Source organism: Brachybacterium sp. GCM10030267, from assembly GCF_042666875.1.
In the GTDB taxonomy this organism is placed as follows: Bacteria; Actinomycetota; Actinomycetes; order Actinomycetales; family Dermabacteraceae; genus Brachybacterium.
Genome location: NZ_JBHTCX010000017.1, coordinates 443,898 through 456,929, shown reverse-complemented (window position 1 = coordinate 456,929; position 13,032 = coordinate 443,898). Strand labels below are relative to the sequence as shown.

Sequence of the window (13,032 nt, the reverse complement as noted above, 5' to 3'; positions counted from 1 at the left end):
CCGGAGAAGTCCTCAGAGAGCTCATCATCGACCCCACCCGCGACTACCAACCACAGCAGAGATGACAAAGGCCCGAACCCACGTTGCGTGGGTTCGGGCCATGCCGATGTCCTGCGACATCACATGGAGCGGATGACGGGAATCGAACCCGCGTAATCAGTTTGGAAGACTGAGGCTCTACCATTGAGCTACATCCGCGTGGACCACTATTGAACCAGATCACCGGCGCAGGTGGCACACCCTCCAGCGGGTGTGGCGGGATGCATCTCCTCACAGCCCGAGACGGCGAGTCGAGCGCCATGCAGGGCGAGACGGTAATATCCCTCGGGTTGCCCTCCGGGGTGTAGCTCAGCTTGGTAGAGCACCCGCTTTGGGAGCGGGAAGTCGCAGGTTCAAATCCTGTCACCCCGACTCCGCCGACGGGTCGCCATGTGCGAGCTCCGAGGCGCTCGTGAGAACAGACCATAGACATCCATGTACAGGGAGACCTGACCAGTGAAGACCGAGTCCGAGAAGCTCAACCCGACCCGGGTGAAGCTCACCGTCGAGGTGCCCTTCGACGAGCTCAAGCCGGCCGTCGAGGCCGCCACGAAGAAGATCGCCGACCAGGTGCAGATCCCCGGCTTCCGCAAGGGCAAGGTTCCCTCCCGTCTCGTCGAGCAGCGCTTCGGTCGCCCCGCGATCATGCAGGAAGCCGTCAACGACGCGATGCCGGACCTTTACCAGAAGGCTGCCGCCGAGGCCGAGATCAAGCCCGTCGGCCGCCCCGAGGTCGAGGTCAACGAGATCCCCGGCCTGGACGGCTCCGAGGAGGGCAACCTCGTCTTCGTCGTCGAGCAGGACGTGCGTCCCGAGATCGACCTGCCCGACTTCTCCGCTCTCGAGGTGGAGATCGAGGAGCCGACGGTCGACGACGACGCCGTCGAGGTGCGCCTGACCGAGCTGCGCGAGCGCTTCGGCACCCTGGTGGGCGTCGACCGTCCCGCCGAGAACGGTGACTTCGTCTCCCTCGATCTCGTCGCGACCATCGACGACGAGGAGATCGAGACCGTCGAGGGCGTCTCGTACCAGATCGGCGAGGGCAACATGCTCGAGGGCCTGGACGAGGCCCTCACCGGCCTCTCCGCCGAGGAGACCACCACCTTCACCTCGAAGCTCGCCGGCGGCGAGCACGCCGGGGAAGAGGCGCAGATCAAGGTCACCCCGCAGTCCGTGAAGGTGCGCGAGCTGCCCGAGGCCGACGACGAGTTCGCCGAGATGGCCTCCGAGTTCGACACCATCGACGAGCTCAAGGAGGACCTGCGCAAGCAGGCCGCCACCGACGCCGAGGGCAACCGCGTAGCACTGGCCCGCAACGCCCTGCTCGAGAAGCTCCTCGACGAGCTCGAGATCCCGGTGCCCGATCAGCTCGTCCAGGACGAGATCAACACCCACCTCGAGAACGAGGGCAAGGAAGAGGGCGACCCGCACGGCGAGGAGATCCGCGAGGACACCGCCCGCGCCGTTCGCGCCCAGTTCCTGCTGGACGAGATCAACGCGACCCGCGAGGTCAACGTCGACCAGAACGACCTCATGAACTACATGAGCCAGCTCTCCCAGCAGTACGGCGTCGAGCCGAACCAGCTGATGCAGATGCTCGCGCAGTCCGGTCAGCTGGAGCAGATCTTCGCCGAGGTCCAGCGCTCCAAGGCCCTGGACGTCGTCCTGGCCGACATCACCGTCAAGAACACCGACGGCGAGGTGCTCGACCTGGGACTCGACGCCCCGGCCGATGAGGAGTCCGGCGAGGACGAGTCCGCTGAGGACGAGCCCGCTGCCGAGGCGAGCGACGACGAGGCCGGCGATGAGAGCGCCGCCGAGGAGTCCGAGGACTCCGCGGCGAAGTGACCGCCGGCTGCGGGCGCTGAGCTCGCAGCCACCATCGAGACGGGCCGTCGTCCCCACCCGGGGGCGGCGGCCCGTTCGCATGCCCGCACTGCGCCGGGCCATCGAGCTCGCCCGGGCCCGGCGGGTGCGCTCGCAGGTCCGGAGCACGCCGCGAGTATCGTGGGCCGGAGCACATCAGGCGCCGGCGAGCAGCGGGGAGCGGTCATGGGCAAGGTCACCTGGGGGTTCACCGCGTCGCTCGACGGCTTCATCGCCGGGCCCGGGCACGACATGAGCTGGCTGGAGGACCTGGCCGCTCGCGAGCACGAGGCGCACAGCACGGAGGGCGCGGGACTCGAGGACGGGGTCGTCGAGGCGCTGGCCGGTGAGGTGGGAGCGATCATCTCCGGCCGCGCAGGGTACGACGCCGCCCTCGCGCAGCGGGACCAGCGCGGCGAGCTCACCTCCGAGGCCTACGGCGGCGCCTTCAGCGGCACGGAGTTCATCCTGACCCACCGCCCCGAGGAGCTCGCCGAGGATCCCACGGTCGTCCCGCTGGACTGCCACGTCACCGAGGCGGTGCGTCGCGCTCGCGAGGCAGCCGGCGCGAAGGACGTCCAGATCATCAGCGCCGACATCGCCCGGCAGGCCCTCGAGCACGATCTCATCGACGAGATGCAGGTCTTCGTCGCGCCCGTCTTCCTCGGCGACGGCACCCGGATCTTCGAGGTGCCCGGCGGGCGCCGCGTGGACTGGGAGCTGGTGGGTGCGATCCCGGGAGCGGCACGTTCGCTCGGACGGGTGTACCGGCCGCGGCGCTGAGCGGCCCCGTTCGCGACACTGCTGCGTGTCCGGCTATGCCGCGCCGGATACCCGACGGCCTCACGACGCACGAGGGCCCGGCCTCCATGCGGAGACCGGGCCCTCGGTGAGGAGCTGAGCGGATCAGCGGTAGGTGACGAACCCGATCGGGTTGCCCCAGATGCCGCGCTCGACGACCTGCTGCTTGGAGCCGGAGGCGTCGATGATCTGGCCGTCGCCGGCGTAGATCGCGACGTGGCCGGAGTAGGCCACGATGTCGCCCGGCTGCGCCTCGGACTGCGAGATCATGCGGCCGCCATCGGTGATGGCGCCGCTCGTGCGCGGCACGTCGATGCCGGCTGCCTGGTAGGCGTACTGGACCAGGCCGGAGCAGTCGAAGCCCTCGCTGGGGGAGTTGCCGGCCCAGCTGTAGTGGGTGCCGATCACGGAGCGGGCGGCGTCCACGATGGAGCTGCTGCTGGAGCTGGAGGAGCTGGTCGGGACCGAGGCGCCGCCACCGGAGGGCACGCCGGACTCGCCGTTGAGCGAGCCGCGGGTCTCGGGGCCGACGACGCCGTCCACCTGCAGGCCGTTGCTGGACTGGTAGTCCTTCACAGCGGCGTGGGTCTTGGGGCCGAAGATGCCGTCCTCGGCGAGGCTCGCGCCGTGGTCGTTCAGCGCGGACTGGAGGTCCTCCACGTTGCCGCCCTCGGAGCCCCAGCGGAGCTTCTCGGTGGAGTCGAGGACCGCGGTCGGCGCCGCCTCGGCCGGAGCCGCAGGCGCGGACTGCACGGAGGGGGCTGCCGGAGCGGAGGGCGCGCTGGGCGCGGCCTGCGCGGCGCCGCCGCCGGAGAAGGCGGACCCGACCACGACGGTGCCGAGGACGGCGGCTCCGCCGAGTCCACGGGCGGCGTTCTGGGCGTTGAGGACGGGAGAGTGGGCGCGACCGGGGATGCGGTGCGTGTTGTGCTTCGCCATGATGTGCGGATCGTTCCTTCCGGCTCCGACCTGTTGGGTCGGGATGTCTTACGGGACTATGTGACCACCGGCTTGTGGGCGATCTTGTGGGTGATGCGTCCACCGTAGGAGCGCTCGGGCCAGGAACCGAGGGGCTTGAAACAGCCCGGCAGGGGACTTGGGGGGACCTTTACGTCATCCCGACCATTCGGGACCGGACCCCGCCGCGACTTGACTCTCGCGGGAGTCGTGGACCACAGGCTGCCTGCGTGCCATGACCGTGGGACGAGGCGGTTGCTCGGGAGCGGACGGCGGGGCCCGGGTGCCGCGATCCGGCCTGACCGCTGAGCCTTGGGCGAACAGCGCACCCCGGCGCGGTCGCCAGCGCTTAGAGTCGTCTCATCGCCAATCCCGCCACGAAGGAGACACTGTGACCTCCCAGAGCACCGACAGCCCCCGGCCGAGCATGGCGGCCGGGGACAACCCCATGGGCATGGGCCTCGACGACAACGTCTACCAGCGCCTGCTGCGCGACCGCATCGTGTGGCTCGGCTCCGAGGTGCGCGATGACAACGCCAACGCGATCTGCGCGAAGATCCTGCTGCTGGCGGCCGAGGATCCGGACAAGGACATCTACCTCTACATCAACAGCCCCGGGGGTTCGATCACCGCGGGCATGGCCATCTACGACACGATGCAGTACGTCCAGCCGGACGTGGTGACGATCGGCATGGGCATGGCGGCGTCGATGGGCCAGTTCCTGCTCTCCTCGGGCGCCAAGGGCAAGCGGTACGCGACCGCCCACACGCGCGTGCTCATGCACCAGCCGCTCGGTGGCCTCGGCGGCACCGCCACGGACATCAAGATCCAGGCCGATCTCATCCTGTCCATGAAGCGTCAGCTCGCCGAGCTGATCGCCGAGCAGACCGGCAAGACGGTCGAGCAGATCACCGAGGACTCGGACCGCGACCACTGGTTCACGGCCACCGAGGCTCTCGAGTACGGCTTCATCGACAAGATCGTCACCGGTTCGGGTGACGTCACGGGCGGCGGCGGCACCGACGACTGACCGCCCCTCCGTCACCATCAGACCCGCTTCCAGCAAGGAGAACCCGTGACCTTCGATCCCCGCACCATCGGCTCGCTGCCGGCCGCCCAGGCCGGCGGCTACGGCCAGGCCGCTCCCATGCCGACGTCCCGCTACGTGCTGCCGCAGTACGAGGAGCGCACGGCCTACGGCCTCAAGCGCCAGGACCCCTACACCAAGCTGTTCGAGGACCGCATCATCTTCCTCGGCGTCCAGGTCGACGACGCCTCGGCCGATGACGTCATGGCCCAGCTGCTGGTCCTGGAGTCCCAGGACCCCGACCGCGACATCACGCTGTACATCAACAGCCCCGGCGGCTCGTTCACCGCGCTGACCGCCATCTACGACACGATGCAGTACATCAAGCCGGACATCACCACGGTGTGCCTCGGCCAGGCGGCCTCGGCCGCCGCGGTGCTGCTGGCCGCAGGGTCCCCGGGCAAGCGCCTGGCGCTGCCCAACGCCCGCATCCTCATCCACCAGCCCGCCATGGGCGGCGAGGGCGGCGGCGGCCAGGCCTCCGACCTGGAGATCCAGGCCAACGAGATCATGCGCATGCGCGTCTGGCTCGAGGAGACGCTGGCCCACCACACGGGCCGCACCACGGAACAGATCAGCACCGACATCGAGCGCGACAAGATCCTCACTGCCGCCGGCGCGCTCGACTACGGCCTGGTCGACCAGGTCCTGGAGTCCCGCAAGGAGCTCCGCCAGCAGGTCTCCTCCTGAGTGCTCGCCGCGGCCGGGCGGTCCTCGCCCGGCCGCGGCGTCGCACCGGCGGCGACGGGTCCGTCGGCCGCTTCCCGCCTCCCGGTGCGCCGGGGCACGGGGAGCAGTCGCCGGGCCCGCTTCCGCACCCGGCACCCCGAGGACTAGCCTCCCGTATCGCGGGGGACCGACGCGGTACCGTGGTCGGGTGCGCGAGATCCCGGGTCGGGATCCCGCGAACCGCGATGACCGCATGGACGACGGCCTGACGAAAGGACACGGAGATGGCGCGCACGAGCGATGGGGCCGACGTGTTCAAATGCTCCTTCTGCGGCAAGTCGCAGAAACAGGTCGAACGGCTGATCTCCGGGCCGGGCGTGTACATCTGCGAAGAGTGCATCGAGCTGTGCAACGAGATCATCGCCGAGGAGATCCAGGCCGCGCAGCCCGCCGCCGAGGAGCAGGCACCGCTGCCCACCCCGCAGGAGATCTTCGGCTTCCTCGAGGAGTACGTCGTCGGCCAGATCCCGGCCAAGCGTGCCCTCGCCGTCGCCGTCTACAACCACTACAAGCGCGTGCGCGCGCAGGAGAACGGGGAGACCGCGCCCGCGGCGAAGTCCGCCGCCGCCGCGCTGGCCGAGGAGGCCGGCGGGGAGAAGGACGAGATCGAGGTCGCCAAGTCCAACGTGATGCTCGTCGGCCCCACCGGCTGCGGCAAGACCTACCTCGCCCAGACGCTCGCGCGACTGCTGGACGTCCCGTTCGCGATGGCCGACGCCACGGCGCTGACGGAGGCCGGGTACGTCGGCGAGGACGTCGAGAACATCCTGCTCAAGCTCCTCCAGGCCGCCGACTACGACGTCAAGAAGGCCGAGCGCGGCATCATCTACATCGACGAGGTCGACAAGATCGGCCGTAAGTCGGAGAACCCGTCGATCACCCGGGACGTCTCCGGCGAGGGCGTGCAGCAGGCCCTGCTGAAGATCATCGAGGGAACGGTCGCGGCCGTTCCGCCGCAGGGCGGGCGCAAGCACCCCCATCAGGAATTCATCCAGATCGACACCACGAACGTCCTGTTCATCGTGGCGGGCGCCTTCGCAGGCATCGAGGACATCATCACCTCCCGCATCGGCCGGCGCGGCATCGGCTTCGGGGCCGAGCTGCACACCGCGCTCGAGCAGGAGGCCGTCTACTCCGAGCTGGTGCCCGAGGACCTGCTGAAGTTCGGTCTGATCCCCGAGTTCATCGGCCGCCTGCCGGTGATCACCTCCGTCTCCAACCTCGACCGCGAGGCGCTGATCCAGATCCTCACCGAGCCCCGCAACGCGCTGGTGCGGCAGTTCCAGAAGATGTTCGAGCTCGACGGCGTCGAACTCGACTTCGAGCGCAGCGCCCTGGAGGCCATCGCCGACCGAGCCATCGAACGCGGCACCGGCGCGCGCGGCCTGCGGGCGATCCTCGAGGAGTCTCTGCAGTCGGTCATGTTCGAGGTCCCCTCGCGCCACGACGTCGCGAAGGTGGTCATCACCGAAGGAGTCGTCACCGAGGGCCGCGCCCCGCTGATGGTCACCGGCAAGGACAGCGACCGGGCGGTCGACGACTCGCGGCAGGATCGCTCGGCCTGATGTCCCACTCCTCGTCCGCCGCGTCAGCCGACGACGCCGACCGCGCGAAGGAGCTGCTGCGCCAGGAGCGCCGCAGCATCGACAACATCGACGCCGCTCTGGTGCACCTGCTCGCAGAGCGCTTCGCCCACACCCAGCGGGTGGGCGTCCTCAAGGCCACCCACGGCCTCCCTCCCGCCGACCCTTCCCGCGAGCGCGAGCAGATCCAGCGGCTGCGCTCCCTGGCCGACACGGCCGGCCTCGACCCGGTGTTCGCCGAGGCATTCCTGCGCTTCATCGTCACCGAGGTGATCCGCCACCACGAGCGCCTGCGCGACGAAGGCTCCGAGACGGCCTGACCGCCCGGCAGGTCGATGGCGGAATCCGGGGCCGCGCTGGTAACGTCGCTCACATGGCTCGCCCCCTGTTCCTCGAGTGGCCGGTGATCCGGCAGCTGCGCGGCAAGGATCCGATGGGCCGGGGGTCTGCGGTCACCTCGCAGGCCACCCGGGACAAGGCTCCACGCACCGCAGATGCGGACACCGTCGTCCAGAGCGTCTGCCCGTACTGCGCCGTCGGCTGCGGCCAGAAGATCTACGCCAAGGACAACAAGGTCATCCAGATCGAGGGTGATCCCGATTCCCCGATCTCCCGCGGCCGCCTGTGCCCCAAGGGCGCCGCCAGCGAGCAGCTGGCCAACTCCCCGCGCCGTGTCACGACGGTCCGGTACCGCCGGCCCTATGCCAGCGACTGGGAGGACCTCGACCTCGACACCGCGCTGGACATGATTGCGGACCGCTTCCTGGAGGCGCGACGCCACCACTGGGAGGACGAGGACGAGCAGGGGCGGCCGCTGCGCCGCGCGATGGGCATCGCCTCCCTCGGCGGAGCGACCATCGACAACGAGGAGAACTACCTCGCCAAGAAGCTCTTCACGGCGGCCGGCGCCATCCAGATGGAGAACCAGGCGCGCATTTGACACTCCGCCACGGTCCCCGGTCTGGGGACCTCGTTCGGGCGTGGCGGCGCCACGCAGTACCTGCAGGACATGGCCAACGCCGACTGCATCGTCATCCAGGGCTCCAACATGGCCGAGGCCCATCCCGTCGGCTATCAGTGGGTCATGGAGGCGCGGGCCAAGGGCGCCCGGGTCATCCACGTCGACCCGCGCTTCTCCCGCACCAGTGCCAACGCGGACAAGCACATCCCGCTGCGCGCCGGGACGGACATCGTGCTGCTGGGCGCGGTCATCAACTACGTCCTGACCCATGACCTCTGGTTCGAGGACTACGTCCGGGCGTTCACCAATGCCTCCTCCCTGATCGACGAGGACTACGTCGACGCCGAGGACGCCGACGGCCTGTTCTCCGGCTTCGATCCGGACCAGGGCTCGTACGACATGGCCTCCTGGCAGTACGACGACTCCTCGGCCGACGGGGACAACGACTCGCAGCTGTACGCCTCCCATGAGCGTTCCGGGCGTGCCAGCGGCGAGACCGCGGAGGACGGCGAGGCGCAGGGGGAGTCGCACGGCTCCGGCGGGCCGCCCCTGCAGCGCGGCGCCCCGGCCCGCGACGAGACGCTGCAGGATCCCCGCACCGTCTTCCAGATCCTCAGGCGCCACTACGCCCGCTATACCCCGGAGCTGGTCGAGGAGACCTGCGGCATCTCTCGCGAGGACTTCGAGTACCTCGCCCGTTCCATGGCGGAGAACTCGGGACCGGAGCGCACCACCTGCTTCGCCTACGCGGTGGGCTGGACCCAGCACATCGGCGGGGCCCAGTTCATCCGCGCCGCCGGCGTGCTGCAGCTGCTGCTGGGCAACATGGGCCGCCCCGGCGGCGGGATCATGGCGCTGCGCGGCCACGCCACGATCCAGGGCTCCACCGACATCCCGACCCTGTTCAACCTGCTTCCGGGCTACCTGCCGATGCCGAAGGTCGGTTCCCACAGCAGCTTCCGCGAGTACGTCGACTCCATCGGCAGCAAGAGCCAGAAGGGATTCTGGGCGGACTCCGAGGCCTATGCGACCAACCTGCTGAAGGCGTGGTGGGGAGACGCCGCGACCGCGGAGAACGACTGGGCGTTCGACTACCTGCCCCGCCTCAGCGGCCCCCACGGGACGTATCAGACCACGATGCGGATGCTCGAGGACGGGGTCGACGGATTCTTCCTGCTGGGCCAGAACCCCGCCGTGGGCTCCGCCAACGGGCGCATGCAGCGGCTGGGGATGTCCCACCTGAAATGGCTGGTGGTGCGCGATTTCAACATGATCGAGTCCGCCACCTGGTGGAAGGAGGGGCCCGAGATCGAGTCCGGGGAGCTGCGGAGCGAGGACATCGGCACCGAGGTGTTCTTCCTGCCCGCCGCGAACCACACCGAGAAATCGGGCTCCTTCACCCAGACCCAGCGCCTCGTGCAGTGGCGGGACCAGGCCGTGACGCCTCCCGGCGACTGCATGAGCGAGCTGCAGTTCATGTACGAGCTGGGCACGCGGATCCGGGCCCGGCTGGCCGGCTCCGAGGACCCGCGGGATCGCCCGCTGCTGGACCTGACCTGGGACTATCCGCTGACCGAGCACGGGGAGCCCGATCCCGAGTCGGTGCTCAAGGAGATCAACGGCTACTACGTCGGCGGGGAGAGGGACGGCGAGGCCCTGTCCTCCTACACGGAGATGACTGCTGACGGCACCACCGCCGGCGGCTGCTGGATCTACACCGGCGTCTACGCCGAGGGCATCAACCAGGCGGCGCGCCGCAGGCCCGGCAGCGAGCAGGACATCACCGCCGCGGAGTGGGCCTGGGCGTGGCCGGCGAACCGCCGCATCCTCTACAACCGCGCCTCGGCCGATCTCGACGGGAAGCCGTGGAGCGAGCGCAAGAAGTACATCTGGTGGGACGAGGACCAGCAGCGCTGGACCGGCAAGGACGTGCCCGACTTCCCGACGGACAAGTCCCCGCACGATGTGGGGGACGCCGACCTGGGAGGCGCCGAGGCACTCGCCGGCAATGACGCATTCATCATGCAGGCCGACGGTCGCGGCTGGCTGTTCGCCCCCTCGGGCATGGTCGACGGGCCGCTGCCCACCCACTACGAGGCGGTCGAGTCCATCATCGCCAATCCGCTGTACCGCCAACAGGCGAACCCCACCCGGGTGGCGTTCTCGGACCCCGACAACCTCAACGGGCCCGGCATCACCGGCACCGCCGGGGAGGTGTACCCCTACCTGTTCACCACGTACCGGCTGACGGAGCACCACACCGCCGGCGGCATGAGCCGCTTCCTGCCCTACCTCTCCGAGCTGCAGCCCGAGCTGTTCTGCGAGGTCTCCCCGGAGCTGGCCGAGGAGGTGGGCCTGGAGCCGTACGGCTGGGCCACGCTGATCTCCCCGCGCTCGGCGATCGAGGCGAAGGTGGTCGTCACCCGGCGGATGACGCCGCTGCAGATCGCCGGCCGCACGGTGCACCAGATCGGCATGCCGTACCACTGGGCGCAGGGCTCCTCGGCGATCGTGGAGGGCGACAGCGTCAACGACCTGATCGGCATCAACCTCGATGCCAATACCCAGATCCAGAACTCCAAGGTGATCGCCTGCACGGTCCGTCCCGGGCGGCGTCCCCGCGGAGCGGCGCTGCGCGACCTGGTCACCGAGCATCAGCACCGCGCCGGCATCGACATCCACACCGGCGTGGAGAGGATCATCGCCCCCGAGCGCCACCGGGGCGAGACCCCGGACCCCACCGGCACCACGCGAGAGGAGCAGTGATGGGATCGCTGACGGAATCGGCAGGAGACCCGGCGGCGGATACGGGCTGGGAGCACACCCATCCGCGCAAGGGCTTCTTCACCGACACCTCCATCTGCATCGGGTGCAAGGCCTGCGAGGTCGCCTGCAAGGAGTGGAACAACAATCCCGCCGACGGGGACTTCGAGCTGCTGGGATCCTCGTTCGACAACACCGGGCAGCTGGGGGCCAACACCTGGCGCCACGTGGCCTTCGTCGAACAGGACTCCGAACGGATCGACGAGGCCCGGGAATCCGGCCGCAAGCTGGTCAGCCTGGGAATGCCGACCTTCGGCCCCCGCAAGGACGCGCCCACCCCGGGCGCCGGCACCACCGCCACCGACACCACCATGCCGGACACCCCGGAGTTCCGCTGGCTGATGTCCTCGGACGTCTGCAAGCACTGCACCAACGCGGGCTGCCTGGACGTGTGTCCCACCGGGGCGCTGTACCGCACCGAGTTCGGCAGCGTCGTCGTCCAGGAGGACGTCTGCAACGGCTGCGGGACCTGCGTGGGCGGGTGCCCGTTCGGGGTGATCGAGCGTCGCGACGACGGCACCGTGGCCCCGAGGTCCTCCTCGAAGGAGATCGAGCAGGACGTCCCGAACCGCGGCACCGCCAATAAGTGCACGCTCTGCCACGACCGCCTCGTCGACGGGCAGACGCCCGCCTGTGCGCAGACCTGCCCGACCGAGTCGATCAAGTTCGGTGACCGCGAGGACCTGGTCGAGACCGCCGAGGAGCGCGTCCAGCAGCTCCACGGGCAGGGCATGACCGAGGCACGCCTGTACGGCGCCAATCCCCAGGACGGTGTCGGCGGCATCGGCTCGGTCTTCCTCCTGCTCGACGAGCCGGAGGTGTACGGGCTGCCACCGGACCCGCAGGTGCCCACCAAGGAGCTCCCGCAGATGTACCGCACGGCCGGGGCGGCCGCGCTCGGGATGCTCGCCGCTACCGCCCTCGCGTTCCTGGGGGCGCGCCGGTGACCGACTCCGCTGAAACCGGCCGCGCCGTCACCTCCGAGTACGACGACTACCGGCCGCCCGAGCCCACCCGTCGCGGCCGCCGGCGCCGGGACGGTCCGCCGCGGGAACCTGACCAGACAGATCCAGCGAACCAGTCGAACGCCGGGGGCGGGGCGGGGTCGAACGAGCCGCCGAGCAGCACGACGGACGGCGAGTTCGACTCGTACTACGGCCGCCCCGTCGTCAAGGCGCCGCCGTGGGAGTGGCCGATCGGGCTGTACCTGTTCGTCGGCGGCCTGGCGGGCGGCTCGGCCCTGCTGGGTGCCGGCGCCGCCGTGACGGGTCGGCCCCGGCTGCGCCGCAACTCGCGGCTGACCGCCCTCGGCGCGGTCAGCATCGGTCTGCCTGCTCTGGTGTACGACCTGGGCCGCCCGGAGCGGTTCCTGTACATGCTGCGCGTGTTCAAGCCCAGCTCACCGATGAGCGTGGGCACCTGGCTGCTGACGGCCTTCGGCACTGCCGCCGGCGTCGCCGCGGCGGGCGAGGTGGATCGGATGACGGGGGAGCGGCTGCCGCTGGGCCGGCTGCGGCCCCTGCTGCGCGTCGCCGAGTGCGCCGGCGGCGCGACGTCCGCGGTTCTCGGCGGCCCTCTGGCCGCCTACACGGCGACCCTGCTGGGCGACACCGCCGTCCCCACCTGGGCCGCCTCCCGGAAGTCCCTGGCCTACGTGTTCGTCTCTTCCGCGTCCCTCGCCGCCGGCGGCACGGCCCTCGTCGCCACGCCTGTCCGGGAGACCGGGCCGGCGCGCGCACTGGCGGTGGCCGGGGTGGTCGGGGACCTCGTCGCGACGCGCCGGATGCGGGGGCAGATGCATCCTCTCGAGGCCGAGCCGCTGGAGACCGGGAGTGCCGGGTGGAAGCTGAAGCTCTCCGAGGGCCTGGCGATCGCCGGCGGTCTCGGTGCTCTGCTGGGCGGTCGCAGCCGGCCGATCGCGGCGGCGAGCGGCCTGGCCCTGGCTGCGGCCTCGCCTCTGACCCGGTTCGGCGTGCTGGAGGCCGGGCTGGAGTCGGTCAAGGATCCCCGGCGCACCGTCGAGCCCCAGCGCGAACGCCTCGAACGACGTCGCGCGGAGGGCGTGGTGGACGACTCGATCACCACGGGTCCGCGGCAGACCGGCGGGCGGCCGGACGAGCCGACGTCCTCAGAGCGGGCGGAGCAGCCGGAGTAGCCCCAGCACGCGGCTCGGCCGGGCGAGTGCG

The 13,032-nt window shown here is 70.1% G+C and carries 10 protein-coding genes and 2 tRNA genes; 10 read left to right on the top strand and 2 right to left on the bottom strand.

The window, feature by feature from the left end:
* Nucleotides 1-124 precede the first annotated feature (124 nt).
* A tRNA-Gly gene (locus ACFQS2_RS16580) sits at nucleotides 125-198 on the bottom strand.
* A gap of 139 nt (nucleotides 199-337) precedes the next feature.
* Here ACFQS2_RS16580 and ACFQS2_RS16575 point away from each other — a divergent pair.
* The 3 genes from ACFQS2_RS16575 to ACFQS2_RS16565 all read left to right on the top strand — a co-directional run bounded on the left by ACFQS2_RS16575 (nucleotide 338) and on the right by ACFQS2_RS16565 (nucleotide 2,688).
* A tRNA-Pro gene (locus ACFQS2_RS16575) sits at nucleotides 338-411 on the top strand.
* An 84-nt stretch (nucleotides 412-495) separates the two neighbouring features.
* Nucleotides 496-1,887: a trigger factor gene (gene tig, locus ACFQS2_RS16570; RefSeq protein WP_377794516.1), complete on the top strand. Its 1,392-nt coding sequence runs from the start codon at nucleotides 496-498 to the stop codon at nucleotides 1,885-1,887.
* 204 nt (nucleotides 1,888-2,091) lie between these two features.
* Entirely contained in the window at nucleotides 2,092-2,688 is a 597-nt protein-coding gene (locus ACFQS2_RS16565) for a dihydrofolate reductase family protein (protein WP_377794514.1), read from the top strand.
* Between the two features lie 123 nt (nucleotides 2,689-2,811).
* Here ACFQS2_RS16565 and ACFQS2_RS16560 read toward each other — a convergent pair whose 3' ends face one another.
* Nucleotides 2,812-3,645, bottom strand: a complete 834-nt coding sequence (locus tag ACFQS2_RS16560; protein ID WP_377020302.1) for an NlpC/P60 family protein — start codon at nucleotides 3,643-3,645, stop codon at nucleotides 2,812-2,814.
* 445 nt (nucleotides 3,646-4,090) lie between these two features.
* Here ACFQS2_RS16560 and ACFQS2_RS16555 point away from each other — a divergent pair, with 445 nt between their 5' ends.
* From ACFQS2_RS16555 to nrfD, 7 genes are all read left to right on the top strand, one after another.
* Complete coding sequence (locus tag ACFQS2_RS16555; RefSeq protein WP_377020417.1) at nucleotides 4,091-4,693, top strand: ATP-dependent Clp protease proteolytic subunit; 603 nt, start codon at nucleotides 4,091-4,093, stop codon at nucleotides 4,691-4,693.
* Between the two features lie 117 nt (nucleotides 4,694-4,810).
* Complete coding sequence (locus tag ACFQS2_RS16550; RefSeq protein ID WP_377020418.1) at nucleotides 4,811-5,440, top strand: ATP-dependent Clp protease proteolytic subunit; 630 nt, start codon at nucleotides 4,811-4,813, stop codon at nucleotides 5,438-5,440.
* Between the two features lie 263 nt (nucleotides 5,441-5,703).
* Nucleotides 5,704-7,044: an ATP-dependent Clp protease ATP-binding subunit ClpX gene (gene clpX, locus ACFQS2_RS16545; protein WP_377794513.1), complete on the top strand. Its 1,341-nt coding sequence runs from the start codon at nucleotides 5,704-5,706 to the stop codon at nucleotides 7,042-7,044.
* Complete coding sequence (locus tag ACFQS2_RS16540) at nucleotides 7,044-7,382, top strand: chorismate mutase (RefSeq protein WP_377794511.1); 339 nt, start codon at nucleotides 7,044-7,046, stop codon at nucleotides 7,380-7,382. The genes clpX and ACFQS2_RS16540 overlap by 1 nt, the downstream gene beginning before the upstream one ends.
* A 53-nt stretch (nucleotides 7,383-7,435) precedes the next feature.
* Complete coding sequence (gene fdh, locus ACFQS2_RS16535; RefSeq protein WP_377794510.1) at nucleotides 7,436-10,789, top strand: formate dehydrogenase; 3,354 nt, start codon at nucleotides 7,436-7,438, stop codon at nucleotides 10,787-10,789.
* The gene (locus ACFQS2_RS16530; RefSeq protein ID WP_377794508.1) at nucleotides 10,789-11,793 is read left to right on the top strand and encodes a 4Fe-4S dicluster domain-containing protein; all 1,005 of its coding nucleotides are present in this window, start codon (nucleotides 10,789-10,791) and stop codon (nucleotides 11,791-11,793) included. Before fdh ends, ACFQS2_RS16530 begins: the two co-directional genes overlap by 1 nt.
* Nucleotides 11,790-13,001, top strand: a complete 1,212-nt coding sequence (gene nrfD, locus ACFQS2_RS16525) for an NrfD/PsrC family molybdoenzyme membrane anchor subunit (protein WP_377794507.1) — start codon at nucleotides 11,790-11,792, stop codon at nucleotides 12,999-13,001. Before ACFQS2_RS16530 ends, nrfD begins: the two co-directional genes overlap by 4 nt.
* Nucleotides 13,002-13,032: the final 31 nt, after the last annotated feature.